Consider the following 19,151-nt stretch of genomic DNA (forward strand, 5'->3'; position numbering starts at 1 on the left):
AGCTCTTAAGCCACCATGGCCTGTGGTTATGGATTCCGGGCTCGCGCTTCGCGCGCCCCGGAATGACAGATAAAATGTCCCTCGACCTCCACTTCCTCCTCTTCCTGCTCCTGCGCATGGCGATCGCGGCGGCGTTCGTGGTGACGGCGTCGATCATCACCGAGCGCTCCGGACCGGTGATCGGCGCGCTGATCGCGACCCTGCCGGTCTCGGCCGGGCCGTCCTACGTCTTCCTTGCGATCGATCATGACGCCGCGTTCGTCGCCCAGGGCGCGCTGGCGAGCCTGCCGGTCAATGCGGCAACGATCTTGATGTGCCTCACTTACGTTGTGCTGTCGCAGCGGCACACTCTCGTGGTGAGTTGCGGAAGCGCTTTCGCGGTATGGATCGGGATGGCCTCGATCATCCGCCAGTTCGACTGGTCGCTCATGGCGGGGCTCGCCGCCAACCTCATTGCATTCGGGATCTGCATTCCACTGCTCGCGCGCTATCGCCATGCGAAGATGCCGCTGGTGACGCGCCGCTGGTACGATGTGCCGATGCGCGCTGCGCTGGTTGCGACCCTTGTCGCCATCGTGGTTTCGACATCGAGTTGGGTCGGCCCGCGCATCAGCGGCATCATTGCACTCTTTCCCGTGGTGTTCTCCAGCATCATGGTCATCCTGCATCCGCGCATCGGTGGACCGCCGACTGCTGCCGTGCTCGCCAACTCCGCCTGGGGCCTGCTCGGATTTGGCATGGCCATTGCGGTCCTGCACGTTGCAGTCGTGTGGTTCGGCTCCGTCGCCGGCCTGTGCCTCGCGCTCTCAACCTGCATGGCCTGGAATCTGACGCTGTGGGGACTTGGACGGCGCGCCTTGCGTCGTGCGCGGCCGATGCCGTGAGAGACGACGGATATGCGCGACGCGACGTCGCGCGAAGCCGATGTAGCCCGCTCAGATCAAACCGTTGAATGAGCGCCATCATTTCAAGTCCTGCCGTACTGTTCCGGTGTGAGCTACAGCGGCTCCTCGCGCTGACATTACCCCCGTCGAATTCCCGACAGTAAAATTAGAAGTTTGTTCGAGCTTTTGCCGTAAAGAATCATGCTGCTCGCCCGCTTCGTTGCTGTCCGACCATCGCGACGGACCTTCCAATCGGATCTGGGGGAGACGCAGATTGGAATATGTCAGCACTGCTGCACGATCAGTTCCTCGACACTGACGAGCATATCCCCCTTCGGCTCAATTCGAGATGGAGATTTCCTGATGTTCGGCCGTAAATCCCACACTGATGCACAATCGCGGCTCGATGCCATCGGTCGTTCGCAGGCGATGATCGAATTCAATCTTGATGGGACGATCATCACGGCCAACAAGAATTTTCTCGACGCACTCGGCTACCGGCTCGAGGAGATCCAGGGCAAGCATCACTCGATGTTCGTGCCGGCCGACCAGCGCGACAGCGCCGAGTACAAGGCGTTCTGGGCTGCATTGAACCGTGGCGAGTATCAGGCGCGCGAGTTCAAGCGGATCGCGAAAGACGGCCGCGAGGTCTGGATCGAAGCATCCTACAATCCGGTGCTCGACGGCAACGGCAAGACGGTGATGGTCGCCAAGATTGCGACCGACATCACCGCGAAGAAGATCCGCAGCATGACGGACGCCTCCAAGATCGCTGCCATCAGCCGCGCCCAGGCCGTCATCGAGTTCAAGCTCGACGGCATCATCGTCTCGGCCAACGAGAATTTCTGCAAGGCGCTCGGCTATTCGCTCGACGAGATCAAGGGCAAGCATCACAGCCTGTTCGTGGCCGAGGCCGACCGAAACAGCCCGGCCTATCGCGAATTCTGGGCCGCGCTCAACCGCGGCGAATACCAAGCCGGCGAGTTCAAGCGGATCGGCAAGGGCGGCCGCGAGGTCTGGATCCTTGCCTCCTACAATCCGTTGCTCGACGAAAACGGCAAGCCGTACGGCGTGGTCAAGTTCGCGACCGACGTCACCGCGGAGAAGCTGAAGAATGCCGATCTCGCCGGCCAGATCGCGGCGATCGACAAGGCCCAGGCCGTGATCGAGTTCAACATGGACGGCACGATCATCACCGCCAACGCCAACTTCCTCGGCGCGCTCGGCTATTCGCTGGCCGAGATCAAGGGCCGCCACCACAGCATGTTCGTCGAGCCCTCCGAGCGCGACGGTGCCGGCTATCGCGAGTTCTGGGCCGCGCTCAATCGTGGCGAGTACCAGGCGGCGGAGTACAAGCGCATCGGCAAGGGCGGCAAGGAGGTCTACATCCAGGCCTCCTACAATCCGATCCTCGACCTCAACGGTAAGCCGTTCAAGGTCGTGAAATACGCCACCGACGTCACCAAGCAGGTCCTGGTCCGCATGGGCAACGAGCGCGTGCGGGGCATGATGGAATCGGTCGCCGCCGGCTCGGAGGAGCTCAACGCCTCGGTGCGGGAGATCTCCGAGGCCATGACCAAGTCGCGCGAGACCGCGATGGGCGCGGTCGAGCAGGTCGGCGCCGCCGACGCGCAGGCCCAGCGCCTCACCGAGGCCGCGCAGGCGATGAGCGGCATCGTCGAGATGATCAACAACATCACTGGGCAGATCAACCTGCTCGCGCTCAACGCCACGATCGAATCGGCGCGCGCGGGCGAGGCCGGCCGCGGCTTCGCGGTGGTCGCTTCCGAGGTCAAGAGCCTCGCCAACCAGGCCAAGCAGGCGACCGACAAGATCGGCCAGGAGATCGGCAGCCTCAACAGCATCTCCGGCGACGTCGTCAGCGCGCTCGGCTCGATCAAGCAGGCGATCAACAATGTCAGCGAGTACGTGACCTCGACGGCCGCCGCGATCGAGGAGCAGAGCACGGTGACCAACGAGATGTCGACCAGCATGCAGCGCGCCGCCGCGGAAGCCGCGGCGATCGCGGCGCGGGGCTAGGCCGGGCTCGGAATTGCAGGGTGGGCAAAGGTGCGCTCTTTGCGCGCCGTGCCCACCATCTCTCCCCGATCGCTTCATGGAGCAGTGGGCACGCTCCGCTTCGCCCACCCTACGGCACCGTCACTGCTTCGGCAGTTTCGCCTTCAGCGCATACAGAGCATCGAGCGCCTCGCGCGGCGACATCTCGTCGGGGTGCAGCGCCTTCACCGCCTCCATCAGCAGCTCCGCTTCGCTCGGCGGCGCGGCTTCAACGGCGGCGCGCGAAGGGACAGCGAACAGCGGCAGATCGTCCACCAGGGCTCGCGCGGTCTGGCCGCGGTCCTGCGCCTCCAGCTTGGACAGCACCGATTTGGCGCGCGTGATCACCGCCGGCGGCAGGCCGGCGAGTTTCGCCACCTGGATGCCGTAGGAGCGGTCGGCCGAGCCCGGCAGCACCTCGTGCAGGAACACGACGTTGCCCTGCCATTCCTTCACCCGCACCGTGGCGTTGAACATCCGCGGCAGTTTCGCCGCGAGCGCGGTCAGCTCGTGATAATGCGTCGCGAACAAGGTTCGGCAGCGGTTGCTCTCGTGCAGATGCTCGATCGCGGCCCAGGCGATCGAGAGGCCGTCGAAGGTCGCGGTGCCGCGGCCGATCTCATCCAGGATGACGAGCGAGCGCTCGCCGGCCTGGTTCAGGATCGCCGCGGTCTCGACCATCTCCACCATGAAGGTGGAGCGGCCGCGGGCGAGATCATCGGCGGCGCCGACGCGCGAGAACAGGCGGTCGACGATGCCGATCCGCGCGCGCGTCGCCGGCACGAAGCTGCCGATCTGGGCCATCAAGGCGATCAGCGCGTTCTGGCGCAGGAAGGTCGATTTACCGGCCATGTTGGGACCGGTGAGCAGCCAGAGCTGGCCTGCCCCCACCCCTCCCTCCCCCGCCCGCGGGGGAGGGTAGGGTGGGGGCACAGGCGACAGGTCGCAGGCATTGGCGATGAACGGCTCGCCGTTGCGCTTGAGCGCCTGCTCGACCACGGGGTGGCGGCCGGCCTCGATCGCAAAGCTGAGCGAACCGTCGACCTCGGGCCGCACATAGTTCTCGTCCACGGCGAGCTTGGCCAGTGACGTCGCGACGTCGAGCAGCGCAAAGCCTTGCGCCGCGGCGCGCAGATCGTCGCTAATCGCGAGCGCCTTGCCGCAGAGCCGCTCGAAGATCTCGAGCTCGAGGCCGAGCGCGCGGTCGCCGGCATTGGCGATCTTGGCCTCGATCTCCCCTAACTCGGCGGTGGTGAAGCGCACCTGTCCCGCCAGCGTCTGGCGATGGATGAAGGTCGCGTTCAGCGGCGGCGACATCAGCTTGTCGCCGTGCTGGGCGGTGACCTCGACGAAATAGCCGAGCACGTTGTTGTGCCGGATCTTGAGACCCTTGACGGAGGTCGCATCGGCGTAGCGCGCCTGCATCGAGGCGACCACGAGGCGCGAGGCATCGCGCAGGTTGCGCGCTTCGTCGAGCGCCGGCTCGTAGCCCTGGCGCACGAAGCCGCCGTCGCGCTTGATCAGCGGCAGCTGCTCGTCGAGCGCGCTGGCGAACTCGGCTGCGAGGGCGCGCGACGGCCGCTGCAGCGCTGCCATCACCGCCGCGATTTCCTGCGGCGGCTGATCCAGTTCGGAGAGCCGCGTCAGCACCTGGTCGGCGGCGATGATGCCGTCGCGGATGCCGGCGAGGTCGCGCGGCCCGCCGCGGCCGACCGAGAGTCTGGCCAGAGCGCGCGACATGTCGGGCGCGCCGCGCAGGATGCTGCGGATGTCCTCGCGCGCGGCGGGATCGGCCACGAAAGCGCTGACCGCGTCCAGCCGCCGGGCGATGGCGGGCGCATCGGTCAGCGGCGCGGCCAGACGCTGCGCCAGCAGGCGGGAGCCTGCCGAAGTCACGGTGCAGTCGATGGCGTCGAGCAGCGAGCCGCGGCGTTCGCCGGCGAGCGTGCGCGTCAGCTCGAGATTGGCGCGCGTCGCCGGGTCGATCGCCATGGTCGCGCCCGAGGCTTCGCGCGCGGGCGGCGACAGCGGCGGATGCTTGCCGACCTGGGTGCGGTCGACATAGGTGACGGCGGCCGCCGCGGCGGTGGCCTCCAGGCGCGTCAGCTGCGCGAGCCCGTCCATGGTCGCGACGGCAAAGTAGTCGCAGAGCCGCTTCTCCGCGGTGGCGCCGTCGAAGACGTCGCGGGTCAGCGGCGTCACGGCCGGCAGCTCGCGCAAGGTCTGGCCGAGCTCGTTGTCGCCAAAGAGCGCGTCGGTGACGATCGCCTCGTTCGGGTTGATGCGCGCCAGCGTCGCGGCGAGCTCGCCGCCCGAGACCTCGGTGACCATGAATTCGGCCGTCGAGATGTCGATCCAGGCAAGGCCGAAGCGGTCGCCGCCGGCGGACGAGCGGGCGCGCGCGATCGCCAGCAGGTAATTATTGGCGCGCGCATCCAGCAGTGTGTCCTCGGTCAGCGTGCCCGGCGTCACCAGCCGCACCACGCCGCGGCGTACCACGCTCTTGTTGCCGCGCGCTTTCGCCGCGGCAGGATCCTCGGTCTGCTCGCAGACCGCGACGCGATGCCCGGCGCTGATGAGACGATGCAGATAATCCTCTGAGCGCTCGACCGGTACGCCGCACATTGGGATATCCGCGCCCTGGTGCTTGCCGCGCTTGGTCAGGACGATGCCGAGCGTCCTCGAGGCGATCTCGGCATCCTCGAAGAACAGCTCGTAGAAGTCGCCCATCCGGTAGAACAGCAGCAAGCCCTGATGCGCCGCCTTGATCTCCAGATACTGCTCCATCATCGGCGTGACGCGCGCGGCAGCCTCGGCCTGCGGCGCGGGCGTGTCATCGGCGGGCGGAACTTGTATCGGCTGTTGCATCGTCATGGGCGGCGCAACCTACAAAATTTCGGCACCTGCTCCTATTTGCTTTGCCGGGGAAGCGAAGGTTTTCCACGTTGTCCGTGTAGCGCATGCGGCTGCCACATTTTTTGCCGTCATTCCGGGATGCGCCGGAACGGCGCAGGCCCGAATCCATCGGGCCGCACGTCACGCCGACAAATGGATTCCGGGTTCGCGCCAAATGGCGCGCCCCGGAATGACGTCTGCTCCGCGAAACCGTCAATTGACCTGCCGCGGGCGCCCTCCTAAAACTCCGCCGACATTGAAGAATTTGGCCGGATCGCGGCATTCAGGGAGAACAACGATGCGTGACGTCTTTATCTGCGATGCCGTGCGGACCCCGATCGGCCGTTTCGGCGGCTCGCTCGCCAAGGTGCGCGCCGACGATCTCGCCGCCGCCCCGATCAAGGCGCTGATGGCCAAGCACCCCAATCTCGATTGGGCACAGGTGGACGAGGTGTTCTTCGGCTGCGCCAACCAGGCCGGCGAGGACAATCGCAACGTCGCGCGCATGGCGCTGCTGCTGGCGGGCCTGCCGGATTCGGTTCCCGGCCAGACTCTGAACCGGCTCTGCGCCTCGGGCCTCGATGCGGTCGGCGCCGCGGGCCGCGCCATTCGTTCCGGCGAGATCGATCTCGCGATTGCCGGCGGCGTCGAATCGATGACCCGCGCGCCCTTCGTGATGGGCAAGGCGCAGGAAGCCTTCTCGCGCTCGGCCGAAATCTTCGACACCACCATCGGCTGGCGCTTCATCAATCCGCTGCTGAAGGCGCAGTATGGCGTCGATGCGATGCCGGAGACCGGCGAGAACGTCGCCGAGGAGTTCCAGGTCTCGCGCGCGGACCAGGACGCCTTCGCCATCCGCTCGCAGCAGCGCGCAGGCGCAGCGATCGCCGCCGGCTATTTCGCGGAAGAAATCACGCCCATCACCATTCCCGGCGGCAAGGCCGGCCCGATCACCATCGACAAGGACGAGCATCCGCGTCCTGAGACCACGCTGGAAGGTTTGGCAAAACTGAAGCCGATCGTGCGCAATCCCGGCACCGTCACGGCCGGCAACGCCTCCGGCGTCAATGACGGCGCCGCCGCCATGATCCTGGCCTCGGAAGCCGCGGTCAGGAAGCACGGCCTGACGCCCCGCGCCCGCATCCTCGGGCTCGCCTCGGCCGGCGTGCCGCCGCGGATCATGGGCATCGGCCCGGTGCCGGCGACCCGCAAGCTGATGGAACGGCTGGCTAAGAAGATCAGCGATTTCGACCTGATCGAGCTGAACGAAGCTTTCGCTTCGCAGGGCATCGCCTGCATGCGCCAGCTCGGCGTCGCCGATGACGCCGATTTCGTCAATCCGCATGGCGGTGCCATCGCGCTTGGCCATCCGCTCGGCATGAGCGGCGCCCGCCTCGCGCTCACCGCCGTGCACGGCATGGAGAAGCGCGGCGGCAAGCTCGCACTCGCCACCATGTGCGTCGGCGTCGGCCAGGGCGTCGCGGTTGCGATCGAGAAGCTGAATTGAACTCTCTCCTTCGCCTCTCCCCGCTCTTTGCGGGGATAGGCGAAGAGCCCGGGCTCGCGCATTTCTCTCGCGTTCCGGAAAGACAGGGAGAAAATAGCCTGTGATCATCGAGCGCGAGAAGGACGTCACGGCCGCGGCCCTGGCGGTAATGGAGCGGACATCCGATCCGCGGCTGCGCGAGATCATGCTCTCCCTGGTCAAGCATTTGCATGCCTTCGTCCGCGATGTCAGGCTGACCGAGAAGGAGTTCCGCGACGCCGCGGCGATCGTGGCCGAGCTCGGCAAGCTGACCACCGACACGCATAACGAAGTCGTGCTGATGGCGGGGTCGCTCGGCGTCTCCTCGCTGGTGTGCCTGCTCAACAACGGCGATCAGGGCAATACGGAGACCGATCAATCATTGCTCGGCCCGTTCTGGCGGTTGAATTCGCCCCGGGTCGAGAATGGCGGATCGATCGTGCGCTCGGAGACACCGGGAGCCACGCTGTTCGTCAGCGGCCGCGTCGTCGATCAGGACGGCCGGCCCGTCGCCGGTGCCGAGGTCGATGTCTGGCACGCCTCGCCGGTCGGCCTCTACGAGAACCAGGACCCCGAGCAGGCCGACATGAATCTGCGCGGCAAGTTCACGACCGATTCTGACGGGCGCTTTTCCTTCCGCTCGGTGATGATGGTCGGCTATCCCATTCCGACCGACGGTGTCGTCGGCCGCCTGCTCGCGGCGCAGGCCCGCCACCCCTATCGTCCCGCGCATCTGCATGCCCTGATCTTCAAGCCGGGATTCAAGGTGCTGATCTCGCAGGTCTATGATCCCAGCGACCCCCATATCGACAGCGACGTGCAGTTCGGTGTGACACAGGCGCTGATCGGCAAGTTCGTGCGCCACGATACGCCGCATCCGACGGCGAAGGACGCCTCGTTGCCTTGGTATTCGCTCGACCATACCTACCGGCTCGAGGCCGGAGAGGCCGTGCTTCCGCGTGCGCCGATCAGGTAGCAGCGGCCGGCTGCCATGCGCGGGAACGCCGCCAAACCGGCTTTCCCAAATTAGTTATATCCTATAATGATTGGCGGAAGAGTTGACTGGCCGGACCGAAAACGGCCGGGAGGAGTTCGCCAATGACATTCATCTATCCCACCGGCAGCAACGCGGCGCATCCGCTGCCGCTGTCGCCCGACTACAAGAGCTCGATCAAGCGCGCGCCGAACAAGCCCTTGATTCCGATGCCCCATACGCTGTCGGAGCTGACCGGGCCGGTCTACGGCCACGAGACCGTGCGCGAGGGCGACAACGACCTCACCCGCCAGCACGCGGGCGAGCCGCTCGGCGAGCGCATCATCGTGCACGGCCATGTGCGCGACGAGGACGGCCGCGGCGTGCCGAACTCGCTCGTCGAGATCTGGCAGGCCAATTCCTGCGGCCGTTATGTCCACGTCCGTGATCAGCATCCGGCGCCGCTCGATCCGAATTTCACCGGCGCGGGCCGCACCGTGAGCGATGCGTCCGGCTATTATCGCTTCGTGACGATCAAGCCTGGCGCCTACCCTTGGGGCAATCACCACAATGCCTGGCGTCCAGCGCACATCCATCTGTCGGTGTTCGGCCATTCCTTCGTCACGCGCCTGGTGACGCAGATGTATTTCCCGAACGACCCCTTGTTCCCGTTCGACCCGATCTTCAACTCGGTGCCGGACGAGAAGGCGCGGGCGCGGATGGTCTCGTCGTTCGACTTGGAGAATACCCAGCCCGAATGGGCGCTGTGCTACCGCTTCGACATCGTGCTGCGCGGCAAAGACGCCACCCCCATGGAGAGCCATTAAGTGCAAGAGTCCGCGAAGCCCGACGGGATCACCCCATCGCAGACGGTCGGTCCGTTCTTCAAATACGGCCTGACGCCGACCGGCGAGTACGCCTGGAACGACGCGTTCACCCATTCGACGCTGACGCCCGATGTCACCGGCGATCGCATCCGCATCGAGGGCCGGGTGTTCGATGGCGACGGCGTGGCCGTCCCCGATTGCATGCTGGAGATCTGGCAGGCGGATGCGCAGGGCCGCTTTGCCGATCCCCAGGACAAGCGCGCGCTGCCGAATGCGAGCTTCCGCGGCTTTGCCCGCTGCGGCACTGACAAGGACGGCAACTATTCCTTCGAGACCATCAAGCCGGGTGTCGTGCCCGATCCTGCTGGCAAGCCGCAGGCGCCGCACATCCTGGTTGCGGTGTTTGGCCGCGGCATGCTCAGGCATCTCTACACCCGCATCTATTTCAGCGACGAGGCCGGCAACGCCGCCGATCCCGTGCTGGCGCTGGTGCCGGCTGACCGCCGCGCCACGCTCACTGCGGTCCGCGAGGCCGGCAAGCCGGTCTACCGGCTCGACCTGCACCTGCAGGGCGACAACGAGACGGTGTTCTTCGACGTATGAGGGCAGGGCGTGCCGGGGAGGCCTGCTCCTCGGCACACATATCTCATTCGGCGCATCGGAGCCGGTGCTGCGTTGCCGCATCAGACTCGAACGTTGATTTTGCGCGGTTGTGCGTCAGCCTCGCTGACTCAATACCGATGACTTGACGCCTAATCTCCGTATTCATGCGGGGTTCGTGAAATACAATTCCGGCGCGAATCAATTCCGTATTTACCGTAGTCGTCTAGGGTGGCCGCAGTTTCGACGCCGACCTGGATTGTTTCATGAAATTTCGTCTGTCCTTGTCCTCTGCGATCGTCGCGTTTGGCATCGTTCTCGCCATTGGTTTCGCCGCCGTTGTTTCGACCAGCCTGTACGCCCTAAAAGAGCTCAAGGTCGGCGGTCCGCTCTATTCCGACATCAAGCTCGGCAACGACCTCATCGCCGACATCCTGCCGCCGCCCGAATACATCATCGAAGCCTATCTCGAGGCGACGCTGGCCATGCGCGAGCCGGACCAGCTGGCGGCCCACGGCGAACGTCTGGTCCAGCTCCGCAAGGACTACGACGAGCGCAAGGCGTTCTGGGTCTCCTCCAGCCTTTCGGCCGACCTCAAGACCGCGCTGGTATCGAAATCCGATGCGGAGGTGCAGAAATTCTGGAAGGCGTCGGATCAGCTTCTGCCCGCCCTCAAGGCCAAGGACGCGGCGGCTTCCGAGCGCGTCTATGCGCAGCTCAAGGAGGCCTATACCGCGCACCGTGCCGTCATCGACAGCATCGTCGAGAGTGCCAACAAGCGGAATGCCGCCATGGAGAAGCTGGCCGCGGACCGCGACAGCGCGATGCTTTATATCCTCCTCGGCGTCTCCATCGCCGTCCTCGCCTTCGTTACCGCCGGCCTGCTGGGTGTTGCCCTCGGCGTGGTGCGCCCGATCGTGCGCATGACGGACACGATGCAGAAGCTCGCGACCGGCGATCTCGCCGCCGACATTCCGTTCGCCCAGCGCCAGGACGAGGTCGGCTCGATGGCGGGCGCGCTTGTGGTGTTCAAGCAGGCGGCGGTCGAGAACTCCCGTCTGCGCGAGGAGCAGTTGCGGCAGGAGCAGGCGGCGGCGCTCGCCAAGCGATTCGCCCTGCACCAGATGGCCGAAACGGTCGAGCGCGAGACCGGCCGCTCGGTCGATACCGCGACCGCGGCGACGCAGGGCGTGGAGCAAGCCGCCTCCGGCCTCTCTGAGATCGCAAAGTCGCTCTCTGCGCAGTCGCAGGCGGTGGCGGCGGCCTCGACCCAGGCGCTCGGCAGCTCGCAGGCCGTCTCCGCTGCGGCCGAAGAGTTGAGCGCCTCGATCCGCGAGATCACGAGCCAGGTCGCGCGGACCAGCACCGTCACCAAATCGGCCGTCGCCGGCCGCGAGCAGGCGCGTTCGACCATTCAGGCGCTGGCCGGATCGGTGAAGAAGATCGCGGAGGTCTCCGACCTCATCGGCGGCATCGCAGGCCAGACCAACCTCCTCGCGCTCAACGCGACGATCGAGGCGGCGCGCGCCGGCGAGGCCGGCCGCGGCTTCGCGGTGGTTGCCGCCGAGGTGAAGTCCCTGTCCGACCAGACTGCCAAGTCCACCGAGGAGATCGGCCGGCTGATTGCAGAGATCCAGGCCTCGACGCAGGCCGCGGTCGACGCCGTCGAGGCCATGGGAGGCCACATCATCGAGATCGACGGCGTGGCGACATCGGTCGCTGCCGCAATGGAACAGCAGGATGCCGCGACCCGGGAGATCACGCGGTCGATTTCCGAATCGGCCTCCGCCGCACAGGAGGTCTCGGCCAAGATCGGCGACGTCAGCCGCGATGCCGCCTCCGTCAACCAGCGCGCCGCGGATGTGAGGCAGGCGATCGCCGGGATGACGGCCAATCTCGATCAACTGCGCGCGATTGTTGTGCGGACGGTGCGCGACTCGACCGCCGCAGCCTGAGCCGGCGGCAGCCGCTGGTGCCCGGGCATGTGATCGTGCAGTATGACGCGGGACAGGGGCATCGTGGTTCATGACATCTCCACAATTGCCGGCGGTCGTTGAGCCCGCCCGACTGACGGCCGCGCTGCGCCGGGGCGGCGCGCTGGATGCAGGCGCCGTCCGCGAGGTGAAGGTGCTGCATCAGCGCGACACAGTGGTGTCGCATATCGTCAGGCTCGGGCTGCGCTATGTCGGCGAGTCCGCCGGTGCTCCGCAGTCGCTGATCCTCAAGACGCCCAATGCCGCTTTCGCCAAGCGCCTCGCCAATGGCGGCCGGCGCGAGGTGGGCTATTACACGCAGCTGGTGCCGCAGATGCCGCCGGGACTCGTGCCGCGCTGCTTTGATGGGCATTTCGACGAGGACAGCTTCGCCTGGCATCTGCTCCTGGAAGATCTCACCGACAGCCACGAGATCGCGACGGCCTGGCCGGTGCCGCCGTCGCGTGAGCAGACGTTCGCCATCGTCACGACGCTGGCGCGCTGGCATGCAGCCTGGTGGGACCATCCGAGCCTCGGCGAGACCCTCGGCACCTGGGCCAGCGTGGAGGACAGCGCGCAACGCATGGAGACGTTCGCGGGGCATTACGACCGCTTTGCCGATCTTCTCGGCGATCGCCTCAGCGAGGAACGGCGGATCCTCTATCGTCGGCTCATCGATCAGTCGGAGCGGCTGTCCCAGCGTTACCATTCACGCCGCCACCTCAGTATCACGCATGGCGATGCCCATGTCTGGAATTTCCTGCTGCCGCGCACGGGAATCGATGACACCGTGCGCATCTTCGATTTCGATCTTTGGAGCATCGACGTTCCGACGCACGATCTCGCCTACATGATGGCGATGCATTGGTATCCGGAACGCCGGCAGGCGCTCGAACGGCTGCTGCTCAATCTCTACCACGACACGCTGATCGAGAGCGGCATCACCGGCTATTCGCGCGGAGCGCTCGACCGCGACTATCGCTGGGCGGTGCTCTGGCAGATCACGCGGCCGGTCTGGCAGTGGAGCATCAACATCCCGCCGCTGATCTGGTGGAACAATCTGGAGCGGGCGTTTGCGGCCGTGGATGATTTGGGCTGCGAGGAGCTGTTGTAGCGCTGTTGTGTCCCGGACGCGGTGCAACGTGTAGCGCTGCGCTGCGTCCGGGGCCCGAGATCCGCTACTCCATCACCGCATGCTCCGGCCCCGCCGCCTGCTTGCGCAGCGTCGCCTTGGTCGAGCCGATCAGCAAAGCGAGCGGGATGGTGCAGAGGATGAAGAGCATCACCAGCTGGTAGTCGTGCGCGAAGGCGATGATCTGCGCCTGCACGTTGACCATTCTGTCGGCCATGGCGCGGCCGGTGTCGGTCGACAGATTGATGATGCCGCTGACGCCGGGCATCTGCAGCGCGTGGTTGAACGGGTTGATGTGCTCGGACAGGATCGCGTAGGTCCATCGCGTGCCTTGCGTCAATTGCGCGATCACGACGGAAATGCCGACCGAGCTCGCGACGTTGCGCATCAGGGTCAGCATCGCGGTGCCGTCGGTGCGCAGCTCGTTCGACAGTGTCAGGAACGCCACGGTCGAGAGCGGCACGAAGACGAGGCCGAAGCCAAAACCCTGGATGACGCTGACCGTGACGATCTCCGGCACCTGGGTCAGATCGGTCCAGCCGGTCATCTGGAACAGCGAGCCCGCCGTCAGCGTCAGGCCGCAGATGATCAGCGTGCGCGCCTCGATATAACGCATCATGCGGCCGACCAGCATCATGGCGAAGAAGGTGCCGATGCCGCGGGTCGCCAGCAGCAGGCCGGCGGTGATGATGGGATAGCCGATCACGTTCTGCATGTAGGGCGAGGCGAGTGCCATGGTCGAGAACAGGACGAGCCCCATCACGATCATGAACAGGCAGCCGGTGACGAAGTTGCGGTCCCGGAACAGGGCGAAGCGGATGAACGGGGTCGAGGTCGTGAAGGAATGCGCGAGGAAGAAGTAGAACGCGACGGCCGAGACGATGAACTCGGCGAGGATCTCGTTCGATTCCAGCCAGCCCAATTGCTCACCGCGGTCGAGCGCGAGCTGGAGCGCGCCGATCGCGACCGCCAGCGCGGCGAAGCCGAACCAGTCGAATTTGAGGCTGAAATCCTTCCTGGTCTCGTCCATGAAGACGACCAGCCCGAGCACGGTGATGATGCCGAACGGCAGGTTGACGAAGAACACCCAGTGCCAGGAATAGGTCTCGGTGAGCCAGGCTCCCAGCGACGGTCCCATGATCGGACCCATCATCACGCCCATGCCCCAGATCGCCATCGCCTTGGCGCGTTCCTGAAGCGTGTAATAGTCGAGCATGACCGATTGCGACAGCGGTACCAGCGCTGCGCCGAACACGCCCTGCAGCAGGCGGAACAGCACCATCTGGTTGATGTCCTGCGCGAGGCCGCACAGCACCGATGCCATGGTGAACCCGGCCGAGCAGATGATGAAGATGCGCTTGCGGCCGAAGCGGTTGGCGATCCAGCCCACCGGCGCCGTCATGATCGCGGCGGCGACGATGTAGGAGGTCAGCACCCAGTTGATCTGGTCCTGCGAGGCCGACAGCGTGCCCTGCATGTAGGGGAGGGCGACATTGGAGATGGTCGTGTCTAGCGCCTGCATGATGGTCGCGGTCATGGCGCAGATCGTCACCATGTTCCGGCGCAGGCCGGGGACCATCAGGCTGGCATGGGGGCCGGACATCGCGCCAGTCCTTGTCTTATTCTTTATCCTGGCCCGCGGTCGCGGACAGGCCGAGCAGGCCGGCAAGCGACCGCCGATGACCGGTGTCGATGGTGGCGTAGACGCTCATGCCGGCTTTCAGCTTCCGCACATATTTGTCGGTCTCGTCGAAATAGATGCGGATCGGCACACGCTGCACCACCTTGACGAAATTGCCCATGGCGTTCTGCGGCGGCAGGATCGCGAATTGCGCGCCGGTGCCGGGCGAGAGCGAGCCGATCTTGCCCTTGAAGACATGGTTCGGGAACGCGTCGACCTCGAGCGTGACGGACTGGCCTTCGGTGACATAGGTGAGGTCGCTCTCCTTCGGATTGGCGTCGACCCAGGGATGGGCGACGTCGATGATGGAGAACACCGGCGTGCCGGCGGGCACATAGCGGCCGAGCTGAATCTGCTCGACCTGCGTCGCCACTCCATCCATCGGCGCGCGCAGCACGGTGTGGTCGAGGTTGCGCTGCGCGTCATCCAGCTTGGCCTTTGCCTGAGCGTAGGGCGGGAATTGCTCGAGCGGCAGATCAGGGTTGCCGAGCAGCTGGGTCTTTGCGTTGGAGAGCTGCTGCTTGATGTACTGCGCCTGCGCTCCGGCGGTGACCAGTGCGTTGGAGGCGTTGTCGAGATCGAGCTGGGAGCCGAAATTGTTCTTCACCAGCGCCTGCTTGCGCTCGACGTCGCGCTGCTTCAGATCGATGCCCTGCTGGGCGAGGCCCAACATGTCGCCGTAGATCTTGATGTTGGCGACGAGGTTGTCATAGGTCGTGCGCGCCTGCGCGAGCTGCGCCTTGGTCTCCTCGACCGCGAGGCGGAAAGGAACCGGGTCGATCTCGAACAGTTCGTCGCCGCGCTTGACCGACTGGCCTTCCTTGACGATGACTTTCAGGATCTTGCCGGAGATGTCGGGTGTCACCAGCACCTTCTGTGCGCCGACATAGGCATCGTCGGTGCCGACATAGCGGCCCCCATGCAGATAGAAGGTGATGCCGCCGATGGCGACGATGACAGGCAGCACGACCAGGAGCAGGAAACGGCGATAGCGGCGCAGGCCCGCCAGCAGGCGGCGGCGCGGATCGGTGCCGGCCTTCTTGGTCGGCTTGCCGCTGTCGCTCTTCTGCTCGGGCTGCAACTTGACGACCTGATCAGCCATGGCGCTGCTCCTTGCGTGCTTGCTCCGCGCCGGATGCCTGGATCGCGGTTCGCACGTTTTCCTTGATGGTTTCGAGCTGGGTGAGGAGGCGGTGCGCGTCCGCCGGATTGATGCCGTCGAGCGCGTTCGCCGTCAGCTCCGACTTCAGGCCGCTCATGCGGCCGAGCAATTGCCGCCCGGCCTTCTTGAGGTACAGGCGCTTGACCCGGCGATCCGAAGCGTCGCTGCGGCGCTCGATCCAGTCGTTGTCGCAGAGCTTGTCGATCAGCCGTGTCAGCGTGATCGGCTGCATCTCCAGGAGCTCGGCGAGCTCGGACTGCTTCATGCCCTCACTGCGCTCCACCTTGGCCAGCACCGCCCATTGCGCCCGGGTGATGCCGAAGCGCGAGGCCTCCTTGTCGGCATAGACGCGCAAGAGGCGATAGAGCTCACCGAGCGTGAACAGGAAATTCTGGTCGACCGACCCGCGGCTCATGAGCGTCGTCTCCAATAAGCTTGAATATTATAAGCAAGCTTATGATTAATTCACGGACCGGGGGCGCGGTGCTGTCCCGCGGGAGGAGCATGGCTGGCAGCCGGACGGCTCGTCGTGCTTTGGGTTCCCCCGCCGAAATGCTAGAAGACGGCGACATGAGCCTCGCAAAGCCGGCATTCCCCGCGCCCGACCATGATCACGGCCGCTGCACCGCGGACGCGCTTGCGCATGCCGAGGTGGTCTGCCAGCAGCGCGCGCAGAAATTCACGCCGATCCGCCGCCAGGTGCTGGGTGCCTTGCTCTCTAGCCACCGCCCGCTCGGCGCCTACGAAATCATCGACGAGCTTGCCAAGTCGATGGCGCGGCCGGCACCGATCACGATCTATCGTGCGCTCGACTTCCTGATGGCCAACGGCCTCGTGCATCGCATCGAAAGCCGCAACGCCTATCTCGCTTGCGCAGCCCACGACCACGATTCGACCTCCGCGGTGGCGTTCCTGATCTGCGAGCGCTGCGGCCTGGTCGGCGAGATCTCCTCGGCGTCCTTCGCCAATGACCTCAACGCCGCCGCGCGCAGCTCAGGCTTCGCGCCAAAGCTGTCTGTGGTGGAGATCACGGGCGTCTGCACGCATTGTCAGAAAATGTCTTGAAGCAACAACGGCGCAAAGCCGGATTTTTGGGAAGAAATGTCCGCACCTCAAGCCATACCGTCCGCCGGCCGTCCCCTCAGTGCCGGCGCCATCGCCCTGATGCTCATGCTATGCCTGACCTGGGGATTCAACCAGATCGCGGTGAAGCTGGTGCTGCCGGACATTCCGCCGATGCTCCAGGCCACCATCCGCTCGATGGGCGCGCTGCCGGTGCTGTTCCTCATCGGCACCTTTCGCGGCGTCAAATTCTTCGAACGTGACGGCACCTGGAAGCCCGGCCTGATCGCCGGGCTGATGTTCGGCATCGAGTTCGTGTTGATCTTCCAGGGGCTGCACTTCACGTCTGCTTCTCGTGCGGTGGTGTTCCTCTACACCGCGCCGTTCTTTGTGGCGCTCGGCTCCTACCAGGTGCTCGGCGAGCGTCTCGGTGGCGCGCAATGGCTCGGCCTTGCCATCAGCTTTGCCGGCGTGGCGCTTGCGATCGGCGTGCCCCAGCCCAATGTCGATTCGCAGGTTCTGCTCGGCGATCTCATGATCGTCGGGGGCGCCGCGCTGTGGGCCGCGACGACGCTGGTTGCCAAGGGCACGCGGCTGCGCTTCGCCGCGCCCGAGAAGGCCCTGGGTTATCAGGTCGCGACCTCGATCCCGATCCTGGGGCTGGCGGCCTGGCTGTTCGGCGAATCCATCACCCACACTCCGTCGCTGCTGTCGCTCGGCCTGATGGCCTTCCAGGCGATCTGGGTGGTGGGAACCACGTTCACGCTTTGGTTCGCGCTGGTGAAGGCCTATTCGGCCAGCAAATTGTCCGCTTTTACCTTCATCACCCCTTTGTTTGGCGTGGTGGGTAGCTATTTCATCATGCACGACACCCTCAGCCTGACATTCGGGGCCGCAGCGGTCCTTGTAATTGCTGGGCTTTTTCTGGTTAACCGTCCCAGCCCATCAGCTGCGGCGCCGCGTGATGCATTGCTGAACGTCACCAAAACCTGATATTTGGACCGCCATGAACAAGCTCGAAAACCCTCTCGATTCAGACATTGCGGGCCCGGCGCCCCGGCATCGGACCACCCAGGTCAAGGTCGGCAACGTCACTGTGGGCGGCGGTGCGCCGATCGTCGTGCAGTCGATGACCAACACCGATACCGCCGATGTCGAAGGCACCATCGCCCAGGTCGCAGCGCTCGCGCGCGCCGGCTCCGAAATGGTCCGCATCACCGTGGACCGCGAGGAGGCCGCAGCCGCCGTTCCGTACATCCGCGACGGCCTCGCCAAGCGCGGCATCACCACGCCGCTGATCGGCGACTTCCACTATATCGGCCACAAGCTGCTCGCGGCCTATCCGGCCTGCGCCGAGGCCCTGGCCAAATACCGCATCAATCCCGGCAATGTCGGCTTCAAGGACAAGCGCGACACCCAGTTCGCCGACATCATCGAGATCGCGAACAAGAACAACAAGCCGGTGCGCATCGGCGCCAATTGGGGCTCGCTCGACCAGGAGCTTTTGACCAAGCTGATGGACGAGAACGCGGCCTCGCCCAACCCACGCGACGTGCGCGCGGTGACGCGCGAGGCCATGGTGCAGTCGGCGCTGCTCTCGGCGGCGCGCGCCGAGGAGCTCGGCATGCCCAAGGACCGCATCATCCTCTCGGCAAAAGTCTCGGCGGTGCAGGATCTCATCGCGGTCTATCAGGATCTCGCGTCCCGTTCGGACTACGCCATCCATCTCGGTCTCACCGAGGCCGGCATGGGCTCGAAGGGCATCGTTGCGTCCTCGGCCGCGCTCGGCATCCTCTTGCAGCAGGGCATCGGCGACACCATCCGAATCTCGCTGACGCCCGAGCCCGGCGGCGACCGCACCCGCGAGGTGCAGGTCGGCCAGGAGCTCCTGCAGACCATGGGCTTCCGCACTTTCGTGCCGCTGGTTGCCGCGTGCCCCGGCTGCGGCCGCACCACCTCGACCACGTTCCAGGAGCTGGCTCGCTCGATCCAGGATTTCATCCGCGACGAGATGCCGACCTGGAAGACGAAATACCCTGGCGTGGAAGAGCTCAACGTCGCGGTGATGGGCTGCATCGTCAACGGCCCCGGCGAGTCCAAGCACGCCAATATCGGTATCTCGCTGCCCGGCACGGGCGAAGCGCCGGCCGCGCCCGTCTTCGTCGACGGCAAGAAGTTCCGCACGCTGCGCGGCCCGACCATCTCCGCCGACTTCAAGGCGCTGGTGATCGACTACATCGACCAGCGCTACGGCCAAGGCGCCAAGGTGCCGGCTCCTGCGGCAGAGTAGGCGCTCCTCAACATCGGAATCGTAGGGCGGGTTAGCACAGCCTAACCCGCTCTATTTTTTTGCGGGCGCGAGGTGGCGGGTTACGCTTC

Annotated in this window: 15 protein-coding genes; 11 read left to right on the top strand and 4 right to left on the bottom strand. The window is 65.4% G+C overall.

Annotated features, from left to right (window positions below; all coding sequences use genetic code 11):
* Positions 1-74: 74 nt before the first annotated feature.
* The gene (locus ACTEK7_RS15085) at positions 75-884 is read left to right on the top strand and encodes a hypothetical protein (RefSeq protein WP_225148429.1); all 810 of its coding nucleotides are present in this window, start codon (positions 75-77) and stop codon (positions 882-884) included.
* 363 nt (positions 885-1,247) lie between these two features.
* Entirely contained in the window at positions 1,248-2,924 is a 1,677-nt protein-coding gene (locus ACTEK7_RS15090; protein ID WP_225148428.1) for a methyl-accepting chemotaxis protein, read from the top strand.
* 120 nt (positions 2,925-3,044) lie between these two features.
* On the opposite strand, the gene mutS is transcribed toward ACTEK7_RS15090, so the two are convergent.
* Complete coding sequence (mutS, locus tag ACTEK7_RS15095) at positions 3,045-5,816, bottom strand: DNA mismatch repair protein MutS (RefSeq protein WP_474808864.1); 2,772 nt, start codon at positions 5,814-5,816, stop codon at positions 3,045-3,047.
* Between the two features lie 319 nt (positions 5,817-6,135).
* Between mutS and pcaF the strand changes: the two genes are divergently transcribed.
* From pcaF to ACTEK7_RS15125, 6 genes are all read left to right on the top strand, one after another.
* A complete protein-coding gene (gene pcaF, locus ACTEK7_RS15100; protein WP_036002283.1) occupies positions 6,136-7,344 on the top strand; it encodes a 3-oxoadipyl-CoA thiolase in 1,209 nt (402 codons plus the stop codon).
* 100 nt (positions 7,345-7,444) lie between these two features.
* Positions 7,445-8,338 (top strand): dioxygenase family protein, encoded by an 894-nt coding sequence (locus ACTEK7_RS15105; protein WP_225148617.1) that lies wholly within the window; start codon positions 7,445-7,447, stop codon positions 8,336-8,338.
* 122 nt (positions 8,339-8,460) lie between these two features.
* Positions 8,461-9,162, top strand: a complete 702-nt coding sequence (gene pcaH, locus ACTEK7_RS15110; protein ID WP_036023956.1) for a protocatechuate 3,4-dioxygenase subunit beta — start codon at positions 8,461-8,463, stop codon at positions 9,160-9,162.
* Positions 9,163-9,765, top strand: a complete 603-nt coding sequence (gene pcaG, locus ACTEK7_RS15115) for a protocatechuate 3,4-dioxygenase subunit alpha (RefSeq protein WP_225113305.1) — start codon at positions 9,163-9,165, stop codon at positions 9,763-9,765.
* A gap of 263 nt (positions 9,766-10,028) precedes the next feature.
* Positions 10,029-11,717, top strand: a complete 1,689-nt coding sequence (locus tag ACTEK7_RS15120; protein ID WP_225148616.1) for a methyl-accepting chemotaxis protein — start codon at positions 10,029-10,031, stop codon at positions 11,715-11,717.
* Positions 11,718-11,787: 70 nt separating this feature from the next.
* The gene (locus ACTEK7_RS15125; protein WP_036023951.1) at positions 11,788-12,849 is read left to right on the top strand and encodes a phosphotransferase; all 1,062 of its coding nucleotides are present in this window, start codon (positions 11,788-11,790) and stop codon (positions 12,847-12,849) included.
* A gap of 64 nt (positions 12,850-12,913) precedes the next feature.
* Here the strand turns inward: ACTEK7_RS15125 and ACTEK7_RS15130 are convergent, their stop codons facing one another.
* Genes ACTEK7_RS15130 through ACTEK7_RS15140 form a run of 3 tightly spaced genes read right to left on the bottom strand, consistent with a single transcriptional unit; the run spans position 12,914 to position 16,125 of the window.
* A complete protein-coding gene (locus ACTEK7_RS15130; protein ID WP_225148615.1) occupies positions 12,914-14,470 on the bottom strand; it encodes an MDR family MFS transporter in 1,557 nt (518 codons plus the stop codon).
* A gap of 16 nt (positions 14,471-14,486) precedes the next feature.
* Positions 14,487-15,650, bottom strand: a complete 1,164-nt coding sequence (locus ACTEK7_RS15135) for an HlyD family secretion protein (RefSeq protein WP_036023947.1) — start codon at positions 15,648-15,650, stop codon at positions 14,487-14,489.
* Entirely contained in the window at positions 15,643-16,125 is a 483-nt protein-coding gene (locus ACTEK7_RS15140; protein WP_036002289.1) for a MarR family winged helix-turn-helix transcriptional regulator, read from the bottom strand. The genes ACTEK7_RS15135 and ACTEK7_RS15140 overlap by 8 nt, the downstream gene beginning before the upstream one ends.
* A gap of 155 nt (positions 16,126-16,280) precedes the next feature.
* On the opposite strand from ACTEK7_RS15140, the gene ACTEK7_RS15145 reads away from it, so the two are divergent.
* From ACTEK7_RS15145 to ispG, 3 genes are read left to right on the top strand one after another with little or no spacing between them, the layout of a single operon-like run.
* Positions 16,281-16,775, top strand: coding sequence for a Fur family transcriptional regulator (locus tag ACTEK7_RS15145; protein ID WP_225148614.1), 495 nt, complete (start codon positions 16,281-16,283; stop codon positions 16,773-16,775).
* Positions 16,776-16,811: 36 nt separating this feature from the next.
* On the top strand, positions 16,812-17,765 hold the full coding sequence (locus tag ACTEK7_RS15150) for a DMT family transporter (protein ID WP_225148613.1): 954 nt from the start codon (positions 16,812-16,814) through the stop codon (positions 17,763-17,765).
* Between the two features lie 13 nt (positions 17,766-17,778).
* Positions 17,779-19,062, top strand: a complete 1,284-nt coding sequence (ispG, locus tag ACTEK7_RS15155) for a flavodoxin-dependent (E)-4-hydroxy-3-methylbut-2-enyl-diphosphate synthase (protein ID WP_036002253.1) — start codon at positions 17,779-17,781, stop codon at positions 19,060-19,062.
* The last annotated feature ends 89 nt before the right edge of the window (positions 19,063-19,151 follow it).

This window comes from Bradyrhizobium sp. JHI2711, from assembly GCF_056156565.1.